Origin of the sequence: Parabacteroides sp. ASF519, assembly GCF_000364265.2 — a bacterium.
GTDB lineage: Bacteria > Bacteroidota > Bacteroidia > Bacteroidales > Tannerellaceae > Parabacteroides > Parabacteroides goldsteinii.
On the sequence record NZ_AQFV02000006.1, the window covers coordinates 5,056,256 to 5,080,436 of the forward strand.

The following is a 24,181-nucleotide window of genomic DNA, read 5'->3' on the forward strand; positions in this document are numbered from 1 at the left end:
TGTAGAACAAAAATAGTAAAAGTTTTGGTTAATGATCAAGAGAAAAGTAACATTCAAATCAGATTTACTGTATTTCCATAAATACAGTCGGTATCCCCTCTGACTTAACGGCTACTATGCTCTTTCCTTTATTCAGATTTACTTTGATGCGGGCCCTGCCGTTATAGGCCTGAACCTTACGGCTGCCGGTAGATGTTCCCTGATTCTGAATCAATGTTCCATCACCTACCAGTTCAAATTCAATATACTTTTTTGAATCGAGGCAGCGAACGCCTTCCTTATCGTAAAGCTGAGCTTCCAACAACGCCATATCGCCTTCACGTGATACGATATGTACTGTAACAGAGGCTTCTTCTCCCCATTTTGCCGTCTGATATTCCTGGCTGATCTCATCCGTAATCTTTGTCTTTCCTTTTACGGCCACAGCACGGATCTCGTTCTTTCCTTCTTCATATACACAATTCCAACGCAGTCCGGCCGCCGGATAATCCTGACTGTTGCGTTTCTTCACACCCTGGCTGACACCGTTCATGAACAACTCCACCTCGTCGCAGTTTGAATAGACCAATATTTCTTTGCGGTCTCCGTGGTTACCCCAGCGCACCGGCCAGCTATGCCCGTAAATATGTACCATAGGCTCAGTCGTCCAGTATGACTGAAAGACATAATAACTTTCTTTCGGAGTGAAATCACGCTCTATTACCCCTTTCTGATTCACATACGGGACCGGATTTTCAGGACGAACAGGAGTTGAGAAATCCTTGAACGGCCAGTAAGCAGCCCCAGTCAGCCACGGCATTGTTTCCTGCTCTTTCAGATGCCAGTCGATCAGGCGGACAATATAACTTTCCGACCAGTCGCCATCCTTCGATGCACGGGCGGCACCTCCGTATAAAGAAGCATCCCCGGCACGTTCGTCGGCACCATTACCAGACTCAATACCTTTCAGATTGGCAAATACATTCTCTGAATGACGGCGGGCATGGCTGTCTCCTCCCCACTCCACATGCAGGAAACGTTTTACCTTCTGCATCTCCTGTTCCGAAACGGATTTATAATCGGTAAATACCCCACGATACCATCCCGCCCAGATAGAAGGAGAATAAACATCCACTATATCACTACAAAACTCGCAACGACGGATAGCCGTCATGCGTGTATCATCCAAACTATGAGCCAAGTCATGCAATTCCTTCATAAAAGTACGGATAGCCCCTTTATCGAACTCACTGAAATCGTTGGGCCAATCGTTTTCGTTGCCCAGTCCCCAGATAATAACGGCCGGGTGATTATGATGCTGATCGATCATATTAGTCAGCATACGGCGGGCCTGTTCCTTATATACCGGACCTCCCAGGCCTCCGCGGCACCAGGGTATTTCTTCCCAGACAAGGATACCCAATGAATCACAAAGTTGAAGGATAATATCTGATTGCTGGTAATGTCCGAGACGGATAAAGTTTACACCCATATCCTTCATCAGCTGCATTTCCGTACGCATCATATCTTCAGTCATTGCCTGAGCTACTCCGGCATGATCTTCATGGCGGTGCGTTCCCTGAAGCAAAAGACGCCGGCCATTCAGGAAGAACGGGCCTTTTTCCTGAAATTCGAATTGGCGGAAACCGAAGCGTTCTTCCGCTGTCAATGTCTGTCCGTCAGCATTTATAGTCAATTCGCAAGTATAAAGGTTGGGAGAATCCACGTCCCACAAGACGGGGTTCTTCACTTTTACTTCTGTCAGGAATTGATTGCCAAGAGGCAGAACATTTTCTATCGTTTGAGTAAATATCCGTTTGCGATTTGCATCATATACAGAGACAGTCACATCCGCCTTCCGTATATCCATCGGATTATAGAAAGAGGCTTTGACTTTTACAGAACCTTCTTTCCGGTTTGCCGAAAGTTCCGGTTCCAGGCGAATCTGTTCAAAAGAGGCTTTCGGTAGATAAACCAGGTTCAGGTAACGATACAGACCTCCGTAGAGATTAAAATCAGACAAATCGGACGGGATCATTTCCAGATCGCGCGAGTTATCGCAACGGATAGACAGAGGTATTTTTCCTTTGAAACGCTTCACCAGCTTATCATCCGCCATAAATGACTTCACGGCTTCCGTAATATCGACACTCCAACCGTCGTAACCACCTGTATGTTCTCCGACTAATGTGGTGTAAACATATACTTTTGTCTTCTGTCCGGCTCCTTCAAAATCCAATACGACACGGCCATCCGCATACGGATTATCAATTGTCAGTAGTGTTTTATACCAACCCGGTCCCTGATAATAATTCACATCGGGATCTACGGCATCTTCGGCATTAAAACAGTGGGGAAGAGTGACCTTTTGCCAGATAGGAACTGTCTCCGGACTTCCCGGTGAAGCAGGACGCACAACTTCCCAGATTCCGCCCAGATCACCTTTCAGGTATTCCCAGTTATCCGTTAATCGTATTTTTTGTTTAGATGGTACTTTCCCTGCCATCAAAAAGCAACAAAACAGGAAAAGACAGGAAAAAAGAATGTTTCTCATTATTTATTCGTTTTATATTAGTTAATTTACAATATTGCCGTTCCTTCTTTTTCCAGTTTCTGTTTCCGGAGGAGGGCTTCCAGATAATAATAATCAGCATATACAATCGAGACATCCACCTCCACATTGTGCATTTTAGAACCTGTGCTATGCAACAGCAGGAAGCCTCTGTCTTTGCCGGCTGCCGCACGGTAATTTGCTGACAGGTTCTCTAAGATTGTATTTGCTTTTGTAATATAATCCTGACGTTTAGCCGGGTCATACATGCTTAACTCATATAAAGCAGAAGCTGTAACAGTTGCAGCAGAAGCATCGCGAGGCTCATTGGGTATTCCCGGAGCATTGAAATCCCAATAAGGAACAAGGTCTTCGGGCAATGTCGGACTGGAAAAGATATAATTCTCTATATGCTTCGCCTGTTCCAGAAACTCAGGCAAACCCGTTTCACGGTAACACACGGTATATCCGTAAAGTCCCCAGGCCTGTCCGCGCGACCAGGCCGATTCATGTGCATATCCCTGATGCGTATGTTTATGCAGCACTGCTCCGGTAATCGTATCATAGTCAACCACATGGTAAGAACTGTAATCATCGCGGAAATGATTCTTCATTGTCGTACGGGCATGATTTACGGCTACATTATAAAACAGAGAATCACCGCTTGTCCTGAACGCCCAGAAAAGAAGTTCCAGGTTCATCATATTATCGATAATAACCGGACAATCCCATTTATCCCGGCTATGGTCCCATGAGCGGATTATCCCTGCACCCTCTTTATAACGGGTAGTCAAGGTATAAGCAGCCTGCAACAGAACATCCTTATAAGCCGCATCACCCGTCAGCCGGTAACCGTTTCCGAAACTGCAATAGACCTTAAAGCCCATATCGTGCGTTCCGCCGTTCATCTTCTCACGTTCGATCAAGGCAGTTTGCTGCTGCGCCTTTTCTTTCCAGAAATCATCCCTGGTATATTCATACATGTACCAAAGTTCCCCCGGGAAAAATCCACTCGTCCAATCGCGGGAAATAACCATATGCAACGTACCGTCCGGTTCGACATTACGCGGACTGGCCAACGGGCCCAGGTTTTGTTTATCACGTAATTCCTGCTTTTGTCTCGGTTCCGCACAACGGGCAGCATCCATCTCGACAAAAGCCTGCTTGAATTGTGTTCCGGCAAAAGCAAAGTTCTCCTGAACCAGATCGGGTTTCTCGATTCCACAGGAAGCCATAGCAGCCAGTAACAGAAAAATAGGAGTTTTGAATTTCATATTTCTTCAACTAAATAAGATAAATCAATAATAACTAAAACAGAATAATCACAACCACAACAGCGGATGGCGAAGGGGAAAATTCCGTATCACCTCATCATTCTCCGGAAAATGTTCCAGCTCCGACCAAAGGGAGAAATAATCTTCATCAGGCGTATCGCAGACGCTGAACAGCAAAGCGGTATGCGCCACCGGCCATTCATCCCAATACATCACATCTTTTTCAAACGGCCAGGCAGACTTATCCTTTATATAGGGGCACAGCCAGGCCACCCCTTTCTGCATATTCCGTCCGTCTTTCGTTGTATATTGCCAGAGATTATTTGTATCATCGGAAAGGATATGGCACACTGTTGCCATAGCATCCAGATTGAAGAGAGAATATCCGTACGGTTTGGTTCTCGCCAATTCCAACGGAAAACTGCCATCCGTATCCATCTGTCCCGGTAACAGAACTGTTTGATAACGTTCGCGGCAGAAGTCCAGCACCTCTCTATTCCCGGTATACTTTGCAAACTGGGCCGCCTGCATCACCCAGCAGGTACCATGGTTGTTTTTGGCATTCATCTCATCCTTTCCGTAAGGATGGTTCGTCAGCCAGTATAAATAGTTGGAAAACCAGTCTTTGGTAGCAACGGCATCTTCACAGGAAAGCAAACCGGCCTGTTCCATTACGATCAGTGACTGCACGACTTCCAACAGATGAATAGTATCGATTATTCCTATTCCACGGCCCGTAACAATTCCTTTTATTGCCTGGGCGTATTGAAGATCGGGATTCATCCGTGTCTCCGGATCAATGAACCAGGCACGGATATGTTTTAATGCCTGTACAATATATTTCTCATCTTTCGTCACGATCCAGGCAGAAGTCAAGTCTCCTACAATCGAACTGAAACGGATCATTGCATGGCGATGAGCAACAAAATTATCCGGATTCGTTTCCCCGTCACGCCGGATATAGGCACTGTCAGGATTAACCGGATCAGGCCACCAGTAATCACCTTCCGAATAAAAATCGTGTACCCCTCCGGCGCTTCTTTCAGCGACAAAAGAAGTAATGGTGACAGGTTCTTGCGTTAAAGCCAGGTCTCCCCGGGTTATAATTTCCGTATGCAACAAATCTGATACCCGCTTTTGCAATCGCGTTCCGTCAGAACAACGACAGCATACAAGTATTGTTGCAGAAATTAATAATAACAATTTTAGATTCATGGCATAGACAGATTATTTTCTGTCCAAAATTACGCCAAGCATCTCTTTCCGGTTTTTAATATTATCGCAAAAGCTTGCAGATTTGTTACAAAAATGACATTTGATGAGATAATTATACAATACCGACAGATAATACTATCCGATCTTATTTAGTTTGTTTCATAATTATAAACAAAAGAATATTCATACGTATTCTGTCCGGCATCCAGACCTTCTACTGATTTTATATCTTCTGTAATAACCATGCCAGTGATATAGTCACCGACTGTCTGATAACGAAAAGTATATTCAGCACCATTTTTACTCTCGCCCAACGAATAACGGCTGGCCGATTCCGGTAAATTGCGGTTAGAGGTCCCGTATAACGAATTCAAAGGATTTACTAAATCCGGTGTTATCGGTCTCAATGTATTTAGCACACGGAACGGGAAATTGGCTGGGCACAACTGGCTACCATAGGTATAACTCACCTCATCACGCGGAAGATACTGATAAACGGTTACATTCCCGTTAGTCCACGTATATTTATCCAAAGATACCGGATCATTTTTCTTATATCCTCCTTCTTCCAACGGACGTTGAAAAATCCAATCAGCTTCAGTCAGATTGCTACGATCATATTTATATCGATATTCATTCTTCACATATTCCGCATTCGGGACATATTCATTGATAGCCCATTCCTGCTTATTTACGACCACATTTCCACTTATCTGAAAATCTTCCGTATGCACATTTGAAGCATCGATCACAGAGATCTTATTTCCAGTATAAATCAAGTTAAAAGTACCTTTGGAAGTCGTTATCTTACTAACATTACCATCCTGATTGTAAATTATATCCAAAGAATATTCAGGGAAATCGGCCCCATTCTTTTTACAGGTAATCTTTGTTAACTTATTCAACTTCGGAAGAGAAGGTTTATCATCATCTCCGCAAGAGATCAAACCAATCACTAAAATCAACATCAAGCATACACACTTTTTCATAAGTTCTACTTTTATAATTCAACATCACAAAAGTAAAACATTTGGCAAAATAAAGGCGGAAGTAACCAATTTTAAGTAATCTCTACATTTTAATAACATGGATTCACTCCCCTTTTATCAGCAGCTGTATCTTATTTTTATCGCCCACTACCCAGACCAGATCATCCGGTTCGAACACCGTATCGTTATCCGGCGTCATCAGCGAATCCCCGTTACGTTCGATCGCAACGATCAGGCAGTTGTACCGCCGTCCTACGTTCGACTGCATGATACTCTGTCCGAGGAACGGGAAACTGTCATCGACTACAAACGAATTGACCGTAATCTCTTTCGGCTGCCCGGCCGAACAATCGGAACCGTTCTCCTGATCTTCCAGCTTAGCCTGGAAGGCTTTCAACTGTTCGTCGGTCCCTACTACGACCACCTTATCCTGCGGATAAATATGATCGGAACCACCGGGGATATAGATTTTATGATCGCCACGGATGATCTCTACGATACTTACTCCAAAATCTTTTCTGAGCGGTATGTCCGACAGCGCTTTCCCTGCATAAGGAGAACAAGGGGAAACCGGTACTACGGCCAGGTGTATATCTTTATCACTTAACTGATTATTAAAACTGGTCTTCAACGGATTACGTTTCCGGTCGACCTCTTCCCTACGGTTCAGGTTAGTAAGAAAATGGGCTTCCAGCCTGGAATACTGGTTCAGGTCACGGCGGAACAGAATGATAAGGATCAAGACTCCTACTGCTATAATCGCCCCCACGCCATATTGCACATGATAATATTTAATCAGTACGATCGAAACAAACAAAATGGCGACAAACACCCTGAACAACACTAACGCCACCAGTTTCCCATGATTATATTTATTATCCTTCCACAGGCTCATAAACAACTCCGGCGAATTATTCTTGTTCGCCACCAATCCGGCCAGAAACGGTACCATCAGAAGAAGCGTCAGTACACTCATAACGATACTCCCCCACATATCCATCGCCGGAAACTTTTCTACCAGCAACGGATGAATAACCTGGGTAGACAGCAACAGAATAGCCGTCAGTAACACCGAATGAATCAATACTTTTCCTACATAAATCTTTAATAGCTTACGCCAGTCGCTTTCATGGTTAATCGTTTTTGTACCCGAAGAATAGCGGTCCAGAAAATCGCGCGTCTTATCCGGCAACACCTTGTACAGCCACTCCGCAAACGGTCCCGACAAACGGATAAAATAAGGAGTCGTAAAAGTCGTTATCACCGACACAGCAACGATAATCGGATAAACATACTCGTCGAGCACCTTCAACGACACCCCTAAAGCCGCAATGATAAAGGCAAATTCACCGATCTGAGCCAGACTGAAACCCGACTGAATAGATGTTTTCAGCGGTTGTCCGGACAGAAGTACTCCGAAAGACGAAAAGAAAGCCTTCCCCACGATCGTCACCAAAGTGATCAGAATGACAGGCCATGCATATTGCACCAGGACAGCCGGATCGACCAGCATACCTACCGACACAAAAAAGATGGCGCCAAACAAATCCTTGACAGGCTTGATAATATGTTCGATGCGCTCTGCCTCTATCGTTTCGGCGAGGATAGACCCCATGATAAAGGCCCCAAAGCAGCCGAGAAACCCGTTTTCGTCGCTACCACCACCATTCCCAGACACAAGCCCAGGGCAATAACCAGTAACGTTTCATCATTCATCAGCTTCTTCACCTTTTTCAGGAAAGCCGGAATAATAAATATACCTACCAGAAACCAGAGAATCAGGAAAAAGGCGACCTTCAGGATACTGCCGATCATTTCCTCCCCGGCAAACTCCTGGCTCACCGCCATCGTTGAAAGCAAGACCATCATAATAATGGCAACCAGGTCCTCGACGACCAACGTCCCGAACACAATCCCCGTAAACCGCTGGCTCCGCAACCCCAGATCATCAAAAGCCTTTATAATGATCGTTGTCGACGACATCGACAGCATCCCGCCCAGAAATATGGAATTCATCGTAGACCATCCCAGCAGATGCCCGACCAGATAACCGACGATCAGCATCGTTATCACCTCGGTCATCGCCGTAATAAAAGCGGTAGAACCGACATTCATCAACTTTTTGAAACTAAACTCAAGTCCCAGGGCAAACAGCAGGAAGACGACTCCCATTTCCGCCCACAAATTAATATTTTCAACGTCTACTACCGTAGGAAAAATCTGTACATAAGGCCCGGCCAGTAAACCGGCGACGATATACCCCAGTACCAGGGGTTGTTTCAGCCATTTAAATAATAAAGTTATTATCCCTGCGGATATAAGAATCAATGCGAGATCGGAAATCAAATCAGGTAAATGCGACATACAATATATTATTGATTAATCTGTTAGCTAACAAAAATAACATTTTTCCGTATTTTATCAAGTACAGCCAATGCTTTTTTATAACTTTGCTAGAAATAAATAAAAACATCTATCTATTTACTTAAATCTGTTAGTATATGAAAAACAAGATTATTCTCTTTCTTGTTCTGTGTTTCTGTTTTAATTTAGCAGGATTCGCACAAAGTACCGTTCATGAATCGGTCAAGTTCCAAAGTAAAAAGTTAGGAAAAGAAGTCTCCTACTCGATCTATCTCCCGGACGGATACAACAGCTCCGAACGTTATTATCCGGTGCTTTACCTGCTGCACGGTTATACCGATAATGAAACCATGTGGATACAAACCGGGCAGATGCAGGAAATTACCGACCGTGCCATCTGTAGCGACCAGGCCGTGCCTATGATCGTTGTCATGCCGGATGCCTGGGATACCTGGTATATCAACCAATACGACGGAAAGGTACCCTACGAAGACATGTTTTTTGAAGAGTTGATCCCCCATATCGAAAAGACCTACCGCGCCCGCAGTAACAAAGAGTTCCGTGCCATCGCCGGACTGTCGATGGGAGGTTACGGTTCGTTCCTTTACACCCTGCATCATCCGGATATGTTTTCCGCCTGTGCCCCGCTTAGTGCCGCTATTTTCGACGACAGCGTGATGGAACGTCGCCAAGCTGAATCACACAAAGACCTCTTCGGCCGCCTGTTCGGTCCCGGACTGGATTACTGGCACAAAAACAGCGTCTTAAAAATGCTTTCCGAACTGGATAAAGAGAATCTGCCCCGCATCCGTTATTACATCGACTGCGGAGACCAGGACGGTCTGCTGGATGGTAATTTCCAGGCCCATAAGATCATGCGGGAGAAAGGGATGAAACATGAATTTCGTGTCAGAGGCGGCGGACATACCTGGTTATACTGGCGCACGGCATTGCCCAACGTCCTGGAATTTGTCAGCGGAACATTCCGGAGAAATCAATAGTAATCAGTACCAAGATCCTCCGAAACATACCGGTGCGCCCCACTATGCACAACAATTACATACTCACATTCCTGCGCCTGAAGACACGCTACTGCTTAGCTTCACAATAACACGCAGATGACGCAGATTGGACAGATGAGCACAGATTTTTATTTTAATTTTAAACATTGATCTGTGCTCATCTGCTTTATCTATGTCATCTGTGGACCATATAGATACTTGATACATTAAATTCAATTATTTCTAAATTGGCATATTGGCTCATGTTTTCTATAATGGAACTATTGCCCATCAACTCATCATTTCTTATACCAAACCTGCCCTGGCTGATTTCCCATTTCAAACTCAAGCGTTGCGCCGCTCATGATCTGGTCGTGGGTGATATAGCTCTTGTCGTAAGGCTGGCCATTCAGTTTGACTGACTGGATATAGATATTCTCCGCATTTACTCCCGGAGCTAAAATCTTAAATACTTTACCATCCGCCAAATGCATTTTTACTTCCGGGAACAAAGGAGTTCCTATCTCATACTGTCCGCCTACCGGATCGACAGGATAAAATCCCATCGCACTGAAAACGAACCAGGCCGACATCTGTCCGCAATCCTCATTGCCACAGATACCATCCGGAGCATTCAGATACAAATCATGCAAAACCTGAGCCACATACTTCTGCGTCTTCCAGGGTTGTCCCACCTTATTATACAGATAAATAACATGATGGCTCGGTTCGTTGCCATGCGCATATTGTCCGATCATACCTGTACTGAAAATTGGCAGGTCTTCTTTCGCATCCGGAGCATACGTAAACATGCTATCCAGCTTTTCCGTGAAACGCTCCTTGCTGCCCAGCAAACCGATCAAGCCGTCCAGATCCTGCGGAACATACCAGAAATACTGCCATGCATTACTTTCGCAGATATCTTCCGTATAATCTTTTGCATTGAACGGAGTTACGAAATTCCCCTTTTCATCACGCGGCTGCATAAAGGTCGTTTCAGGATTATAGACATTGCGATAGTTCTGTGAACGTTTATAGAATTCATCCGCAATCGCTTTCTTTCCCATCTTTTCCGCCATACGGGCAATGCAATAGTCATCGTAGGCATATTCCATTGTTTTGGATAACGACCAGTTCTCCCATTTTTCCGGATCACTGTTAGCCGGTACATATCCCAACTTCTTATACTCCCCGATACCCCGGTAATCATCCCGGTTCGCCGTAGCAACACATGCCTGTAAAGCCAGTTCCGGATTAAAAGTACTGATTCCTTTCAGGTAAGCATCCACAATCACAGGAACAGCGTGATAACCGATCATCATATTCGTTTCATGCCCATACAGGTTCCACAAAGGAAGGGCGCCATTCTGTTCGTAGAATTTCAGGAAACCCTGAATCATATCGTTCACACGTTTCGGGTCCGTATACGTATACAACGGATGGGCTGCCCGGTAAGTATCCCACAAAGAGAAGGTCGAATAATTATTCCAACCGTCAGCCTTATGTATCTGATTGTCCGGACCATAGTACGAGCCGTCCACGTCACTGAAAATAGTCGGAGCGATCATCGTATGATACATGGCGGTATAGAACTTAACCAGGTCATCCGTATTATTGCCGTTCACTTCAATCTTCGACAATTCTTTGTTCCAGCGGGCGACAGCCTCCGTATGATAACGGTCGAAATCGTTGACCGGCACTTCTGCCTGAAGGTTCTTTGCCGCACCTTCCATGCTCACACCCGAAATAGCCGTATTCACCAGAATCTCTTCGTCCTTTTCCGTATTGAAATCGAAACGAGCTACATAGGCAGTACCGATACGGCCTTTATCCTTCGTCACAATCGCCGTTGTATCCATATGGTAAGCTACAAACGGTTTGGAGAAACGGGTCTGGAAATAGACATGTTGGTCGGGCGACCATCCCTGTGAAAAACGGTAACCGCGGATAGTAACGGAATCGACCACCTCGATATAAGAATCAAGCGTAAAATCCCAGTTCATCGCCTTCTTCAGATTCAGGAAAACGGAAGCTTCTGCCTTCGGGAACGTATAACGCTGGATACCGCAACGTTCGGTAGCCGTCAACTCGACATTAATATTATAGTCTTTCAGCAATACCCGGTAATAACCGGCCGAAACAGCCTCGTCATTATGTGAAAAAGTGGAATAAATACCCAGCGGTGCTTCAGCCTCTTTATACGGGCGGGTCACCGGCATAAAGGAGATATCATATAAATCCCCTGCCCCGGTACCGGAAAGATGCGTATGGCTGAAACCAGCAATCGTCGTATCCGGATAAAAATAACCTGAGATACGGTCCCATCCGGGCAACCCGTTATCAGGACTTAACTGCACCATACCGAAAGGAGCCTGTGCTCCCGGATAAGTATTCCCGGTAAAATCAGTACCGATCATAGGATTAACATACTGCGCATAATCCGCCTCCTGTTGTTTCTCCGGCGTGCAGGCCATCAAAGCCAGCAAGGAGACCGCCAATAAAGTGATGTGCCTCATTTGTTTATAAATTGTTTAAGTCTTGACAAATATACAAAAAGAGACGTAACATTTAAACAATGTACGTCTCTTTCTATAACTAAATTCCAATGTCTATGGTTTATTAACCTTCATTTTCTTCTTCGTCCTCTTCATCCGGTTCTTCTACCGGTGGTTTTCTTACAAAGAATGCACTTAACTCGTACAAACCGTAAAGCGGGAAGAACACGACACTCAGTGTAAACGGATCGCTACTTGGTGTTATAAATGCTGCGGCAACAAGCAATCCCACAATGGCATGGCGCCTGTACTTATGGAAAAATCCTCTGTGCAGCAATCCCAGCTTCGACAACAACCACGATACCAACGGCATTTCGAAAACAATCCCCATCACAAAGATCAGCATCAGGAAGTTATCCATATACGAATCCAGGGAAACCTGTTCCTTAATGTCAGGACTCAGCTGATAGGTTGCCAAAAAGCGGAGCGTCATCGGGAATACCATAAAATATCCCACCGCACATCCGAAGAAAAACATAATTGTTCCGAAAAAGAATACCCAACGAATATTCCTTTTTTCATTCTCATACAAAGCCGGGCTGATAAACTTCCATACTTCATACATCAAGTAAGGAAAAGTCAGAACCAAAGCCAGCCAAAAAGAAGTTGTCATGTGAGTGAAGAACTGGGATGCCAGTTTGATATTGATGATCTCCACATGAAAATCATCATTACAGAAATCCGGCAATACATCCAACCAGGGACTTACATTGATCATCCATTGGTTTAATTCACACAACCACTGATAAAGAATAAAATCGGAACGACAAGGTGCCGTGATAACGTGATTAAAGATATCACGCATAAAAGCAAAACTACCGATAGCAAAAACAAAGAGCGCCAGAATAGAACGGAATAAAGTCCAACGAAGTTCTTCCAGGTGGTCCCAGAAGGACATTTCATCTTGTTCCAATTCTTCCATTTCGTCTACTTCTTATCGTTGTCGTCCAGCTTAATGTCGTCTTCTAATCCTTTTACACCGTCTTTAAAGTTCTTCACACCTTTACCGATACCTTTCATCAGTTCAGGAATTTTCTTTCCACCGAAAAGTAACAACACAACAATGGCGATGATAACGATTTCGCCTGTACCTAAATTTCCTAAAAATAGTAATTCGTTCATGATATTATAAATATTAGTCGTTAATATTCTCCTTTTAATAGGGGCAAAGATACTATTTGTAACGAATAGTCACTCCATTATTCTAAATTTATTACCTTTGCACCGTCTTAAAAAACTGAAATTAGAAAAAGATTAGAAAGATGAAAGCTTATGTATTTCCCGGTCAGGGTGCACAGTTTGTCGGAATGGGAAAAGACCTTTACGATAACAATCCCCTTGCAAAAGAGATGTTTGAGAAAGCAAACGAAATTCTCGGTTTCCGCATTACAGATCTGATGTTCGCAGGAACAGACGAAGATCTGAGACAAACCAAGGTTACACAGCCTGCCATATTCTTACACTCGGTTATCCTCGCTAAAACTTTAGGCGACCAGTTCCAACCGGATATGACAGCCGGCCACTCCCTGGGTGAGTTCTCTGCACTTGTTGCAGCCGGAGCACTGTCTTTTGAAGATGGTCTGGTATTGGTTTCCAAACGTGCCATGGCTATGCAGAAAGCTTGCGAAGCCACTCCTTCCACGATGGCTGCTGTACTGGCTTTGCCGGATGCAACAGTTGAAGAAATCTGCGCAAGTATTACAGACGAAGTAGTTGTTTGTGCAAACTACAACTGTCCGGGTCAGCTGGTTATCTCCGGTTCAATCCCCGGTATCGACGCTGCCTGCGAAAAGATGCTGGCTGCCGGTGCAAAACGTGCATTGAAGTTGAAAGTTGGGGGTGCATTCCACTCTCCGCTGATGGAGCCGGCCCGTGCCGAACTAGCTGCCGCTATCGAAGCAACTCCGATCCACAAACCTTCTTGCCCTGTTTACCAGAACGTAAGCACAAAAGGCGAAACCAACCCTGAAACAATCAAGGCCAACCTGATCGCCCAGCTGACAGCTCCGGTTCGTTGGACTCAGAGCGTTCAGAACATGATCGCCGACGGTGCCGACCATTTCATCGAATTAGGCCCAGGTGCAGTTCTGCAAGGATTAGTCAAGAAAATCAATAAAGAAATGACTACGGAAGGTATGCAATAAGCTACAAATCCATGTATATAAAAAAGGTTGGCAAAAGAATATTGCCAACCTTTTTTTATTCTTAAATATGACTTCTACGATATACTTAATGATGCAAAATTTATCAGATAGTTCATATTTTTCTAATCTTAAACCAAACTCCCAATAACAATACCCCACCCAGCACCCACCAAACCGGCAAGCGCCCCAGCGACCAGCCGCTTTCTTTCTGCTCCGTAGCCACTGTTTCCCGCAACCAGCGGCCTTCCTGCCGCGAAAGTGAAAGCAGGGTATCCTGACTGACAGAAACCTGCCGGCAGTCCGCGACAGCACGCCTTATTTGCCCTACATGCTGCCTGCCATTGCTGTCAGGAGCCGAAAACGAGACCTCCTCCCACCGGAGCGTCGTTTGCATATCAGACTTCCATACACGTTCCGCCCACAAGCTGTCGTACCGTTCCACAATCAACGAATCCCTCTCCCCGAACGTCCGCTCCGCCACCGTTTTCCTCCCCGCAACACAGCCACCGCCGGCCACCAGCATACACAAACAGCTCCCGATCAATCCTTTACTCTCCATTCTCATCTCTTCTGATCTTATATTTATAACTATAATCTACCCCGAACAACGCCCCTGAAAACGTCGACACCTCACCGAATCCCACCAACACCGAGTTATGTATCTCCCCTGCCGGACTGCACCAAAACCCCATAAACAACAATACAACACCTGCCAGCGACAACAAAACCGCCACCCATAACTGGCAACCAAGCGACCAACCCCTTCTTTTACAATATCCCATACTCCTCCTCCGCATCAAAACAAGGACACTCTTTCAACCATTCATCCCGCGTGATCTTCCCGTCGCCATTCCGGTCGGGCGACAAATCACGGTGCCCGCAGATCCGGCATCCCGGATACTGCACCAACAGCAGCAGCAACAATCCCCTGATAGACAATTTCTGCCTCTCCGTACGCGTATCTTTCGAATGCCCGCCGGCATCCAGCCCACCTTCGTAACAAATCCCCAGGCTGAACGCGTTATATCCTTTCACATGTGCCGGAATCTGCTCCGGCGGACGCATCGGTACGACCTCACCCGAACGGCGGATATAATAATTATAACCGGCCGAAAAGAAACCACGCGCCTTATGGTCACGTTCCAGCTGTTCCGGCGTATACTCCATCGTCTCACGGGTAGCCGAACAATGCAAAACAATCAGATTAATTTTTCTCATGATTCAATTCCATTTATTGTTAATATGAAGGCAAATGTACAGGAAGGGAAAAGTATGGAATCGGTTTAAATGGGAATAGCAGGGAATAAGAGGGAATAAAACAGATTTTACCGGGAACCGGAGTATTCAGGCAAAGAGACAAGGATTGAACCCGAACACGTTCACCGTCCCGCTTCGTTTATTTATTATCAAATATTCCAGCTCTCAGGATCGCCCAGATGATCCACCAGGATCTCCACCTGGCGCGGCGTAAACATACGCTGCCCCTTGCGGTAACCTGCTTTCTTCAGATCCTCCAGCAACTCTTCATCCCGTCTGATCCACAACGACAACTGTGCAGAAGCCGATTTCAGTAAAATACCCGGGAAATACAACCGGGCCAGTTCCGTATGCCCCCATACCTTGCTCTTATCCATGATTGTTTTGTTTTTGTTGTTTTTCTTTCAGTTGCAAATATTCCTCGTAAGTGATACCGCCGGACGACACATTCTCCGGTTTCTCCTCCTTCTTTCGTGCCGCCTTATAACGGTTTGTCTCCGTCAGGCGTTCGCCCATAAACTGCATCAGCGCACTGGTGACAGTCAACGCATCCACCATCCCGTAAAAACGGCCGTAACGCCCGCATTTCAGCCGATGGAAAAACAACAGCAATTCCGTCACTTTCAAATAAGGATATTCCGCCAACACCAGACGCGACAACTCGCGCTGGCGGTTGACCGGCATTTTCTCTTTCACCCCGACGAACAAGTTAATATCTTCCAGCAGAGCGCATATAAACACCATGACCACCAACTCGCCATACCCCAGGCAAACCGTTTCCAGCATGGGAGCCGTACCGAAATAAGCACGCTCGGTATAACGGGCGGCCATTACCTGCATATCCGGTTTAAACGTATTCAGGAATTTCTCCGCATTCCCATAACGAGCCGTCATATCAGCAACTTCTTGTTGCTTCTTCAGCCATGCGGAGGAGTTCTTCCCGTCGGGCAGCTTCTCCGTTATCGTCTGAAAATCGAGTTTCATTTGATTTTCCATATTGTGTAGATTGATTTACATTTACATTTTGATTTCCATTTCCATTTTCCGGGGTTTTCGTTACAGAAACCGGAGTTTCTGTTGCAATAACCGGGGTTTCTGCAACAATAACCCCTTCATTCGCCCAATTATCCGGTATTTCGAGATCCGGATCGATCTTTATTCCGAGTCTTTTACTGATCTCCCGGAAGCGTCTCTGTATCGCCAGCGAAGAAAGTACCTGCCGGTATTCCAGCAGTTCCCTGTCGAACAACTGAAGATCTATACAATAAAGGACCGCCTCACTGACCGTAGCCTCGTCCAACCCCAGGATAACAGAGATATCGAAACAGAAATCACTGTCGTAAGAGATATAATACCCCTTCTCCCGGTAAATTTCACAAAGGATCGCTAAATAAATACAGATGCCCTTACACCCGTACTTTCGGAGCAGGCGTTGTATTTTCCTGTCCGAATACAGGTCCGTATCCAGCGGAAAATAGCCCAGTCCTTTTTTTAATGGTCTAGCCATAATTTTAATTTTTAAAATGTTGATTACCTGAAGCACCAACGGTTAACAAATCCGGTGCGAAAGAAAGGAAGTGATTTACAATAAAAGTCTTTGGCGTGTACAAAAACAGTAAAAGTTGAACTCCAAACTCCCGTTTAAAATTCAACCCTTAGACTCTTTATGCGGTAAACATAGGAAAATATATTTTTAAAACCTATTTTTCCGGTAAAAATCGGGATAATATGCTTTTAGATGAAAAAAAAACATATCTTTGTATCGTAACAATTTAAATATGAACAACTATGAAAAATGATTCTGCTTTGGTCCGTTTCGATTGGGCCGTAAAGCGCCTTTTACGTAATAAATCAAACTTTGTTGTGTTGGAAGGCTTTTTGTCCACTTTACTTGGGCAAGAAATACGTATTGTCAAAATGCTGGAAAGCGAAAGCAACAAGGATAGTGTCGATGATAAATTCAACCGGGTAGATATGCTGGCAGAAGACAGCAAAGGGGAACTCATCATCATTGAGGTACAGAACAACCGTGAACTGGATTATTTCCATCGTATGTTATACGGAGCATCCAAAGCCATTACCGATTATATCAATGAAGGCCAGGAATATGGTGTTATTCGTAAAGTATATTCAATCAACATCGTTTATTTTGAATTAGGGCAAGGCAAAGACTATGTCTATCATGGTCGTACCAGCTTTAAAGGAATCCATTACAATGACATTCTTCAGTTGTCCGTACGCCAACGTGAACAGTTTGTACGACACGAAGCCGGAGATATTTTTCCTGAATATTACGTATTACGAGTAGACGGTTTTAACCAACAGGCGAAAACGCCTTTGGACGAATGGATTGCTTTCCTGAAAACCGGCGAGATCGATAAAAACAGTACGGTTCACGGTTTACAAGAAGCACGCGAACGATTGCGGATAGACCAGTTAGACGAGAAAGACAGACGACAATATTATGCAGATATGGAAGCTATACGTTATCAACGCAGTGTGATCAAAACCGGATGGATTGAAGGCCGGGCCGAAGGAATAGCGGAAGGGAAAGCGGAAGGAATAGTTGAAGGGAGAGCAGAAGGGAAAGCAGAAGGGAAAGCAGAGCAACAACGACTTATAGCTATAAACCTGAAGCAGAACGGAGTCGACCCTCTCATTATTGCACGATCTACCGGCTTGTCGATAGAAGAAATAGAACAGCTCTAAAGACCTGACACGGCATAAAACATATTCCCGGGGAGGCTCTTCTCGCCGGGATTTTTATAGCAATACATACAAAATCCCAAATTGCCATTTTGATAGTGAATAACGATTTTGAAAATCGCTTTGATACGTTAAAAAATATTACCCGGTAGGGTATTTTATTTTACCCGGTATATTAATCCGATTTACCCGGTTGGGTAGTGTCATTTTGATAGTTGGAGAATAACTATTCGGAGACTGTTAAACAATACCCTTCTCCATGAATATTTTCTATTGATATAACCGGAATTTTTTCTTGCAATTTTTTTTCCAACTTTTTGACTTGTATACTTATTGTACTATTGTTTGTATCGCTGTTATTCCATACATCGTTTTTCAGCTGAACAAATCCGACACCTACATTTATGTTTTTAACAAAACACACAAACAGTTTTAAGTTCAATCCTTTTAAACGTAATACTATTTCACCGTCAAATTTGACATCTCCGGTTGTTTCATCCAGAAGAATCTTATCCGTAACACTCAGCCATTCTCTTGTAGTCGGTTGTAGAGGTTTGATAACGTCTATCGTCTCGCTTTCCACTACCCTTTCAGGTTCCGACTGATCAACCAATCCCACATTTTCAACAGGAGATATAAGAGCCTTTTTCTTTACGCATAATCTTATTGTATAGGATATAAGCCAACATAAAACACCTAGAGAGATCGATATAAAAATCCTAAAATAAACTAAACTCACCGACTCCTTCAACAAATAATCGAATGGACATTTAATGAACCCTTGCAAACTGACAGCATAATCACAAGCTGGGATTTCCATTTTTTTAACAGGTAAAGCCACATATAAAAAATCCCGGGAAATATCCTTGCTATACATAACCACATTTTTAGAATTACTGTAAAAGTCTTTTCCTACAGATTTTACAGCTACTTCTGCCGGGATATCGGCTTGTTGCAAAACCGCTTGAAACAGACTATCGATAACCGATACCTGTATTGGAACAGAATCACTAAGATAATGCTGCAGCAAATTATATTTATAGGATGCTTTCGAAGCAAATTCTTTCTTTTGGGTATACTTTCCTTCCGATGTACAAACAGAGGTAGTATCTACAGGATGTTTTTCACGCTTCACCCTCTTAACAATAACTCTTTCCTCTTTTATCCGCATATCGATATCCACTTCAACCACCTCTTCGAAAAGAGAATAGACCTTTATTTTTATTTTATCATACACTTCATAGCAGACTATACCTTCTCCTACGAGAATGAATAAAATAAAAAGCCCCCAATACATTGCCACTTTCCAAGTTTTTTTCATAAAGAGATCCTATTTGCCTTTACAAAAATAAGAATAATTTTCAAGACAATAAGCCTAATTTGATCATAATCAATATATGCAATTTATATAAAACTTCAAATACAGCATTATCAAACAGATAAAATATATCTGCATATTAGATGCATACTTTTTGCATATATTTTACATATAAATTTTCAACAAAACATGCCCTAGTTGACGTCATTATTTTACACAAAGCTTGATATTCAAGATTTTAAACTCACCAAAAAGTTTGTAATTCAAAATATAAATTCTAAATTTGCTAGTGAATCAATTTTATAAACAATGAAAAAAAAGACATTTAAATTAGTATTAGGATTAGTAACCATTATTGCTGCCGGTTATTTATACACAAAACAAAGCAGTGAAAATAACATGACAGATTTGGTTTATGCAAACATCGAAGCCCTGGCAAATCCGGAAGATGATGACGATTATATGGATGTTCTATGCTTAGGGTGGGGTTCTGTCGATTGTTATGGAGACTGGGTGAAAACAAAAGTTATCAACTTCAGTTTAAAATAATCAATGAAGTATCCTTTATCCATATTATTAATAGGTATTAGTTATCTGACCGCCTGTTCGAGTTCTCCGGATTCGCACTTTCCAAGATACTCGGATTTTCCCAAAACCAAGGCGCTCAGTGCACAGGTAATCAACCTGGATACTATCCTGTTCCGCTACCCCTTCCGGGTAGCGGTCAGGGACAGTATCGCTGTTGTCATGGACCTACATAATATGGACCATTATTTGCATGCATTTACCTATCCGGGATGGAAACACATCACCTCATTCGGTAGACGTGGAGAGGCTCCACAAGAAATGCTATCGGCTATCAGCATCCAATTCAACTCCTTAGACTCTTTATGGGCACTCGAAGCCAATAAGATGGAGATTACACGTTGGAAAATCTCTTCGACTAACGGTTCAGCGGAACGGGTCGAAGAGATCAAATTAGATAAGAAATTAGTCCGTTCGCTCGACTTTCATACGATGGAATCGGGATTTTTAGTTCCCGACTACATGGGTGAGCACCGTTTTTGGGAAGTAGACGGCAATGGTAAAGCCATCCAAAACCACGGCACTATTCCCAGCGAAGCAGCAGAAGAAGAGACATCGCGTCCGGCATTGGTACAAGCTTGGCGTCCCTTCATGGACTATAATCCCGATAATGGTATATTGGCAATGGTCACCCAATTGGGAGAAACACTGGAAATTTACAATTTAAAAGACAGTACGCATAAAGTTTTATATGGCCCAAACGGAGAGCCCGAGTTCAAAACAGCGCGTGACGGTTCAGGTGTTCCGGACGGAATTATGGGATTCAATGATATAAAAGTTACCGACAAATACATTTATGCCGTATTTCAGGGAATCAAGTTAAAAGATGATTTGGCAGCCTATAAGCAGGGAAAAGAACTGGAAGACGGAGGCAGATTTATTTATGTTTTCGATCTGAAAGGAAATCCGGTACAAAAATATACCCTTGACCATGCGATACATGGCATTGATGTAAACGAAAAAACAAATACGATTATCGCCACCGAGGTGAAAAGCGATGACCCGATTATAGAATTTAAGATTTAGCAAACGATATGAAAGCCTTTTATCTTTACATATTATTAATAGCAACCACCTTCTTTTCCTGCCACAACGAACAGAAAGAGAAGGAAAATAAGATTGCGCATCTAGTCACCGAATGGCAAGGGAAACAAATACAGTTCCCTGAAAACCTGACCTTCACACGCTATCTGACAGATACTACGGATTTCCAAATCCCACAATCTGAATACAAGGTATTAATATATGTAGACTCTATCGGTTGCACCAGTTGCAAACTGCAACTTCATAAATGGAAGGAACTGATCGAATACACTGATTCAGTAACACAAGGAAAAGTTCCTTTCCTCTTCTTCATGCATCCTAAAGATGCCAAAGAAATACGTTACCTCCTGAAACGAGACGCATTCGATCGCCCTATCTGTATTGATATAGACGATCGACTAAACAAACTGAACAAATTCCCGGCAGACATAACTTTCCAGACATTCCTGCTGGATAAGGACAATAAAGTCACTGTATTAGGAAATCCGGTACACAACACGGCAGTGAAAGAACTGTATCTGAAACAGATTACAGGTAAGGACAGTCCGAATAAGAATATACCTAAAACAACAGCCGAAGCAACAAAGACAGAAATCGACTTCGGAACTTTCGACAAATCGGAAGTAAAGGAGACAACCATAGAAATAAAAAACACCGGGGACAATCCCCTTGTGATAGTGGACGTAAGTACCACCTGTGGCTGCACAGCAGCCACCTATGACAAACGACCTGCAAAACCCGGAGAAACCCTTCGGGTGGGAATTAAGATGACACCGAAAGACACAGGTTTCTTCGATGAAGTCGTGACGATCAAGTACAATAGTATTAACAATCAACCTATCAAGGTTGGAATAAAGGGGAATGTTCGGTGATCGAACGAATGGGAGTTTGCTGCATCCGACCAAGAATGTATTAGCAAACTCCCCGTCTCCCTTTACAAATATGAAAGGAAGTGTATTATGGTTATATAACCGACAAAACAGAATGAATTATTTCATTCGACTATCTAATCTGAAGAATAGTAGGCAAAGATAAAAAATAACCCGATCAAATAACTAATAAAAAGATTAAGATATGAAGCTTAAGATTTTTTGGGCAGTCCTGTTTACTTCCATAGCTCTTGCAGCAGGCTGGAATTACAGCCAGAGTAAAAATAATGTAGAACTCAATGATTTGGCACTGGCCAATGTGGAAGCATTGGCTTGGGGTGAAACAGGAGGTGACCATTGCTTTAGAATATGGTATCAAGAAGATGTATTTGGTGGAACAGGGACTGCTTTTATAGCAAAAGTATGTGAAACTTGTTATTTCAAATATCTCAATTCTGCGTCAGGATCTTCAACTTGCAACTTTTAATAGAGATAAATATTAAAAACAAGTCTTAAGGCCTGTTTGTTTTTACTCGTTCCTGTTTTGAGGATTATTTTCAAGGATGTTTTTTTGTTTTCATGTGAAACATAGTAGGCTATGTGAGATTGAAAACATAGAGATAGCCCCAAAAAGAGACTCAAAACAGGACAAAACACAAAATAAGTTCTTAATATTCTAACGTATCATGAAAAATACAACTAAACAAATATTATTTATTCTACTTTATTTATTAATTTCATTCACAATTCATGCTCAGAGTAATTTGACATGGATAGAGGTGAATACCGATAAATATTCAATAAAAATACCATCAGATTGGACACAAAAAATAGACTTGCCTGTAAGGAAGGCAAAATCCGGATTAATAATTGATAAACAAATGTTTGACACGCCCAAAGAAAAAGGATACATATGTATTGATGTTACTAAATATGACTACGATAAAGGGATAAGCTGTGATGATATATACAAGATGGATTCATTAGACCATAAAAGAATATTTAATGGAACAACAACAAAACAAGCTATTCCCAATCCTTGCAAAATTTATTTTATTATCAATTATCATGCTGATAACCCTTTTTTAAAAAAGATAGAATACATGAAAAAACACACTTGGTTATATGAACAAGGGAAATCTGTTTATGCATTAACTGCTATGTATGAAAAGGAGACTTTTAAAGATTACCCTAACCTTTTGGAAATCATTAATAATATACAAAAATCGTTCACACTAAAATAAAAGAAATATGAAATACTACATATTAATATCTACGATTATATTTTTATTGAACGGATGTAGTCAATCATCATCCCAATTGACTTACATTAAAGAGAGTAAAATAGGGACTCAATTAAATGCTATTACTCATAAAATCCCACCTGTATTATTAAGTCCATTCTCACTTTGTGTAACAAATGACAAACTTGTAGTCTTAGAATCAAAGTCTGATACTCTTTTCAAAGTCTTTAATGTCAATAATTTTCAACATATATACAATGCTGGAACCAGAGGAGGAGGGCCCAATGAATTTCTAACAATTGCTCCGCATTATTTTTTACCCACCGATAAAGGGTTTAAAGTCCTATTCACAGAAACTAACGATATTAATGAATATGCAGTAACTGATTCAGAAATCACATTAGAAAAAACAAATAACCTAAAAATAGAAAGGAAGGGATTGAATGGACTAAGCTATTTAAATAATGAAAAATATATCATGACAAGTGATTTCAACTCAGATCATGAATATGAAATACTTAATAACGCAAGTGGAGAAATAAGTTCAATGGGAAAATACCCCGAAGATAGTCAAACTGCAGACAAAAAGGGAATCGAAAGATACACATCATATTTAAAAAATGGAGTAGCACACCCCACAGGTGCATATTTTGCCTCATTCTATCTCAATTTTAAACGCATGAAGATTTATGACGCAAACGGGAATATGAAAAAAGATGTCATTTTGAAAATAGAACCATACAATTCGAATATATCTGATGAAATAAAAGAGAGTATGGTATACTATTACACATCCCCCGCTGCTGACGACAAATACATATATGTATTATGCGCAAATAAAAATAGAAATGACTATTTCAAAAAAATGCCTGAGTTACAAATATGGGATTGGGAAGGGAATCTTATTTCAAGGCATCAATGTGATAAAAATATATCAATGATCACACTTGATAAAAAAAGAAACAAAATATATGCTGTTGATTATTATATAGAAGATGAGATATATGAATATGATCTTAAGTTTATTCATAACAATTAATAATTTATTCATTCATAACTACTAAAAAAATAACACTATGAGCAGTA

At 42.5% G+C, this 24,181-nt stretch carries 24 protein-coding genes and 1 pseudogene; 9 read left to right on the forward strand and 16 right to left on the reverse strand.

Annotation, left to right across the window (positions count from 1 at the left end; all coding sequences use genetic code 11):
- Positions 1-64: 64 nt before the first annotated feature.
- From C825_RS20275 to C825_RS27780, 6 genes and pseudogenes are all read right to left on the reverse strand, one after another.
- Positions 65-2,533, reverse strand: a complete 2,469-nt coding sequence (locus C825_RS20275; RefSeq protein WP_010799931.1) for a glycoside hydrolase family 2 TIM barrel-domain containing protein — start codon at positions 2,531-2,533, stop codon at positions 65-67.
- A gap of 26 nt (positions 2,534-2,559) precedes the next feature.
- Positions 2,560-3,804: a glycoside hydrolase family protein gene (locus C825_RS20280; RefSeq protein WP_010799932.1), complete on the reverse strand. Its 1,245-nt coding sequence runs from the start codon at positions 3,802-3,804 to the stop codon at positions 2,560-2,562.
- A 48-nt stretch (positions 3,805-3,852) separates the two neighbouring features.
- Positions 3,853-5,019 carry an alginate lyase family protein gene (locus C825_RS20285; protein ID WP_010799933.1) on the reverse strand — a complete coding sequence of 389 codons (1,167 nt, stop codon included), beginning with the start codon at positions 5,017-5,019 and terminating at the stop codon, positions 3,853-3,855.
- A 149-nt stretch (positions 5,020-5,168) separates the two neighbouring features.
- Positions 5,169-6,008, reverse strand: a complete 840-nt coding sequence (locus C825_RS20290) for a DUF5032 domain-containing protein (RefSeq protein ID WP_010799934.1) — start codon at positions 6,006-6,008, stop codon at positions 5,169-5,171.
- Between the two features lie 103 nt (positions 6,009-6,111).
- Positions 6,112-7,008, reverse strand: coding sequence for a cation:proton antiporter regulatory subunit (locus tag C825_RS27775; RefSeq protein WP_350339014.1), 897 nt, complete (start codon positions 7,006-7,008; stop codon positions 6,112-6,114).
- A 294-nt stretch (positions 7,009-7,302) separates the two neighbouring features.
- A pseudogene (locus C825_RS27780) lies at positions 7,303-8,372 on the reverse strand (cation:proton antiporter); the annotation flags it as partial.
- A gap of 137 nt (positions 8,373-8,509) precedes the next feature.
- On the opposite strand from C825_RS27780, the gene C825_RS20300 reads away from it, so the two are divergent.
- On the forward strand, positions 8,510-9,373 hold the full coding sequence (locus C825_RS20300) for an alpha/beta hydrolase (protein WP_010799937.1): 864 nt from the start codon (positions 8,510-8,512) through the stop codon (positions 9,371-9,373).
- 299 nt (positions 9,374-9,672) lie between these two features.
- Here the strand turns inward: C825_RS20300 and C825_RS20305 are convergent, their stop codons facing one another.
- The 3 genes from C825_RS20305 to C825_RS20315 form a co-directional block, all read right to left on the reverse strand.
- On the reverse strand, positions 9,673-11,889 hold the full coding sequence (locus tag C825_RS20305) for a GH92 family glycosyl hydrolase (RefSeq protein ID WP_010799939.1): 2,217 nt from the start codon (positions 11,887-11,889) through the stop codon (positions 9,673-9,675).
- A 103-nt stretch (positions 11,890-11,992) separates the two neighbouring features.
- Positions 11,993-12,850, reverse strand: a complete 858-nt coding sequence (tatC, locus tag C825_RS20310) for a twin-arginine translocase subunit TatC (RefSeq protein WP_010799940.1) — start codon at positions 12,848-12,850, stop codon at positions 11,993-11,995.
- A 5-nt stretch (positions 12,851-12,855) separates the two neighbouring features.
- Positions 12,856-13,050 carry a Sec-independent protein translocase subunit TatA/TatB gene (locus tag C825_RS20315; protein WP_007652767.1) on the reverse strand — a complete coding sequence of 65 codons (195 nt, stop codon included), beginning with the start codon at positions 13,048-13,050 and terminating at the stop codon, positions 12,856-12,858.
- Between the two features lie 140 nt (positions 13,051-13,190).
- Here C825_RS20315 and fabD point away from each other — a divergent pair, with 140 nt between their 5' ends.
- The gene (gene fabD, locus C825_RS20320) at positions 13,191-14,072 is read left to right on the forward strand and encodes an ACP S-malonyltransferase (protein WP_010799941.1); all 882 of its coding nucleotides are present in this window, start codon (positions 13,191-13,193) and stop codon (positions 14,070-14,072) included.
- A gap of 112 nt (positions 14,073-14,184) precedes the next feature.
- Here the strand turns inward: fabD and C825_RS20325 are convergent, their stop codons facing one another.
- From C825_RS20325 to C825_RS20350, 6 genes are all read right to left on the reverse strand, one after another.
- Positions 14,185-14,637 carry a hypothetical protein gene (locus tag C825_RS20325; RefSeq protein ID WP_010799942.1) on the reverse strand — a complete coding sequence of 151 codons (453 nt, stop codon included), beginning with the start codon at positions 14,635-14,637 and terminating at the stop codon, positions 14,185-14,187.
- Positions 14,621-14,854 carry a hypothetical protein gene (locus C825_RS20330; RefSeq protein WP_086004272.1) on the reverse strand — a complete coding sequence of 78 codons (234 nt, stop codon included), beginning with the start codon at positions 14,852-14,854 and terminating at the stop codon, positions 14,621-14,623. Before C825_RS20330 ends, C825_RS20325 begins: the two co-directional genes overlap by 17 nt.
- Positions 14,841-15,290, reverse strand: a complete 450-nt coding sequence (locus C825_RS20335; protein WP_007652753.1) for an N-acetylmuramoyl-L-alanine amidase — start codon at positions 15,288-15,290, stop codon at positions 14,841-14,843. The genes C825_RS20330 and C825_RS20335 overlap by 14 nt, the downstream gene beginning before the upstream one ends.
- Before the next feature lie 188 nt (positions 15,291-15,478).
- Positions 15,479-15,706 carry a DUF4248 domain-containing protein gene (locus C825_RS20340; RefSeq protein WP_010799943.1) on the reverse strand — a complete coding sequence of 76 codons (228 nt, stop codon included), beginning with the start codon at positions 15,704-15,706 and terminating at the stop codon, positions 15,479-15,481.
- Positions 15,699-16,313 (reverse strand): DUF6633 family protein, encoded by a 615-nt coding sequence (locus tag C825_RS20345; RefSeq protein ID WP_228100169.1) that lies wholly within the window; start codon positions 16,311-16,313, stop codon positions 15,699-15,701. Before C825_RS20345 ends, C825_RS20340 begins: the two co-directional genes overlap by 8 nt.
- Positions 16,225-16,836, reverse strand: coding sequence for a DUF4373 domain-containing protein (locus tag C825_RS20350; RefSeq protein ID WP_010799944.1), 612 nt, complete (start codon positions 16,834-16,836; stop codon positions 16,225-16,227). Before C825_RS20350 ends, C825_RS20345 begins: the two co-directional genes overlap by 89 nt.
- A 281-nt stretch (positions 16,837-17,117) precedes the next feature.
- Here C825_RS20350 and C825_RS20355 point away from each other — a divergent pair, with 281 nt between their 5' ends.
- Entirely contained in the window at positions 17,118-18,038 is a 921-nt protein-coding gene (locus C825_RS20355) for an Rpn family recombination-promoting nuclease/putative transposase (protein WP_010799945.1), read from the forward strand.
- A 223-nt stretch (positions 18,039-18,261) separates the two neighbouring features.
- On the opposite strand, the gene C825_RS20360 is transcribed toward C825_RS20355, so the two are convergent.
- Complete coding sequence (locus C825_RS20360) at positions 18,262-19,356, reverse strand: hypothetical protein (protein WP_010799946.1); 1,095 nt, start codon at positions 19,354-19,356, stop codon at positions 18,262-18,264.
- 306 nt (positions 19,357-19,662) lie between these two features.
- On the opposite strand from C825_RS20360, the gene C825_RS20365 reads away from it, so the two are divergent.
- The 6 genes from C825_RS20365 (at position 19,663) to C825_RS20390 (ending at position 24,134) form a co-directional block, all read left to right on the forward strand.
- Positions 19,663-19,902, forward strand: coding sequence for an NVEALA domain-containing protein (locus tag C825_RS20365; RefSeq protein ID WP_010799947.1), 240 nt, complete (start codon positions 19,663-19,665; stop codon positions 19,900-19,902).
- 3 nt (positions 19,903-19,905) lie between these two features.
- Positions 19,906-20,964 (forward strand): BF3164 family lipoprotein, encoded by a 1,059-nt coding sequence (locus C825_RS20370; RefSeq protein WP_010799948.1) that lies wholly within the window; start codon positions 19,906-19,908, stop codon positions 20,962-20,964.
- A gap of 8 nt (positions 20,965-20,972) precedes the next feature.
- Positions 20,973-21,854, forward strand: coding sequence for a DUF1573 domain-containing protein (locus tag C825_RS20375; protein WP_121719594.1), 882 nt, complete (start codon positions 20,973-20,975; stop codon positions 21,852-21,854).
- A 202-nt stretch (positions 21,855-22,056) separates the two neighbouring features.
- Positions 22,057-22,338 (forward strand): NVEALA domain-containing protein, encoded by a 282-nt coding sequence (locus C825_RS20380; RefSeq protein ID WP_010799950.1) that lies wholly within the window; start codon positions 22,057-22,059, stop codon positions 22,336-22,338.
- 199 nt (positions 22,339-22,537) lie between these two features.
- Positions 22,538-23,095, forward strand: coding sequence for a hypothetical protein (locus tag C825_RS20385; protein WP_010799951.1), 558 nt, complete (start codon positions 22,538-22,540; stop codon positions 23,093-23,095).
- 7 nt (positions 23,096-23,102) lie between these two features.
- Positions 23,103-24,134 carry a BF3164 family lipoprotein gene (locus C825_RS20390; RefSeq protein WP_010799952.1) on the forward strand — a complete coding sequence of 344 codons (1,032 nt, stop codon included), beginning with the start codon at positions 23,103-23,105 and terminating at the stop codon, positions 24,132-24,134.
- The last annotated feature ends 47 nt before the right edge of the window (positions 24,135-24,181 follow it).

What these genes read in the sequence shown, in the direction of transcription:
- C825_RS27775 (WP_350339014.1), bottom strand. Translation starts at nt 7,008, where the DNA reads ATGGATATGTGGGGGAGTATCGTTATGAGTGTACTGACGCTTCTTCTG.
- tatC (WP_010799940.1), bottom strand. Translation starts at nt 12,850, where the DNA reads ATGGAAGAATTGGAACAAGATGAAATGTCCTTCTGGGACCACCTGGAA.
- C825_RS20330 (WP_086004272.1), bottom strand. Translation starts at nt 14,854, where the DNA reads ATGGGATATTGTAAAAGAAGGGGTTGGTCGCTTGGTTGCCAGTTATGG.
- C825_RS20290 (WP_010799934.1), bottom strand. Translation starts at nt 6,008, where the DNA reads ATGAAAAAGTGTGTATGCTTGATGTTGATTTTAGTGATTGGTTTGATC.
- C825_RS20285 (WP_010799933.1), bottom strand. Translation starts at nt 5,019, where the DNA reads ATGAATCTAAAATTGTTATTATTAATTTCTGCAACAATACTTGTATGC.
- C825_RS20370 (WP_010799948.1), top strand. Translation starts at nt 19,906, where the DNA reads ATGAAGTATCCTTTATCCATATTATTAATAGGTATTAGTTATCTGACC.
- C825_RS20300 (WP_010799937.1), top strand. Translation starts at nt 8,510, where the DNA reads ATGAAAAACAAGATTATTCTCTTTCTTGTTCTGTGTTTCTGTTTTAAT.
- C825_RS20325 (WP_010799942.1), bottom strand. Translation starts at nt 14,637, where the DNA reads ATGAGAATGGAGAGTAAAGGATTGATCGGGAGCTGTTTGTGTATGCTG.
- C825_RS20335 (WP_007652753.1), bottom strand. Translation starts at nt 15,290, where the DNA reads ATGAGAAAAATTAATCTGATTGTTTTGCATTGTTCGGCTACCCGTGAG.
- C825_RS20345 (WP_228100169.1), bottom strand. Translation starts at nt 16,313, where the DNA reads ATGAAACTCGATTTTCAGACGATAACGGAGAAGCTGCCCGACGGGAAG.
- C825_RS20360 (WP_010799946.1), bottom strand. Translation starts at nt 19,356, where the DNA reads ATGAAAAAAACTTGGAAAGTGGCAATGTATTGGGGGCTTTTTATTTTA.
- C825_RS20305 (WP_010799939.1), bottom strand. Translation starts at nt 11,889, where the DNA reads ATGAGGCACATCACTTTATTGGCGGTCTCCTTGCTGGCTTTGATGGCC.
- C825_RS20275 (WP_010799931.1), bottom strand. Translation starts at nt 2,533, where the DNA reads ATGAGAAACATTCTTTTTTCCTGTCTTTTCCTGTTTTGTTGCTTTTTG.
- fabD (WP_010799941.1), top strand. Translation starts at nt 13,191, where the DNA reads ATGAAAGCTTATGTATTTCCCGGTCAGGGTGCACAGTTTGTCGGAATG.
- C825_RS20380 (WP_010799950.1), top strand. Translation starts at nt 22,057, where the DNA reads ATGAAGCTTAAGATTTTTTGGGCAGTCCTGTTTACTTCCATAGCTCTT.
- C825_RS20385 (WP_010799951.1), top strand. Translation starts at nt 22,538, where the DNA reads ATGAAAAATACAACTAAACAAATATTATTTATTCTACTTTATTTATTA.
- C825_RS20355 (WP_010799945.1), top strand. Translation starts at nt 17,118, where the DNA reads ATGAAAAATGATTCTGCTTTGGTCCGTTTCGATTGGGCCGTAAAGCGC.
- C825_RS20315 (WP_007652767.1), bottom strand. Translation starts at nt 13,050, where the DNA reads ATGAACGAATTACTATTTTTAGGAAATTTAGGTACAGGCGAAATCGTT.
- C825_RS20365 (WP_010799947.1), top strand. Translation starts at nt 19,663, where the DNA reads ATGAAAAAAAAGACATTTAAATTAGTATTAGGATTAGTAACCATTATT.
- C825_RS20350 (WP_010799944.1), bottom strand. Translation starts at nt 16,836, where the DNA reads ATGGCTAGACCATTAAAAAAAGGACTGGGCTATTTTCCGCTGGATACG.
- C825_RS20280 (WP_010799932.1), bottom strand. Translation starts at nt 3,804, where the DNA reads ATGAAATTCAAAACTCCTATTTTTCTGTTACTGGCTGCTATGGCTTCC.
- C825_RS20340 (WP_010799943.1), bottom strand. Translation starts at nt 15,706, where the DNA reads ATGGATAAGAGCAAGGTATGGGGGCATACGGAACTGGCCCGGTTGTAT.
- C825_RS20390 (WP_010799952.1), top strand. Translation starts at nt 23,103, where the DNA reads ATGAAATACTACATATTAATATCTACGATTATATTTTTATTGAACGGA.
- C825_RS20375 (WP_121719594.1), top strand. Translation starts at nt 20,973, where the DNA reads ATGAAAGCCTTTTATCTTTACATATTATTAATAGCAACCACCTTCTTT.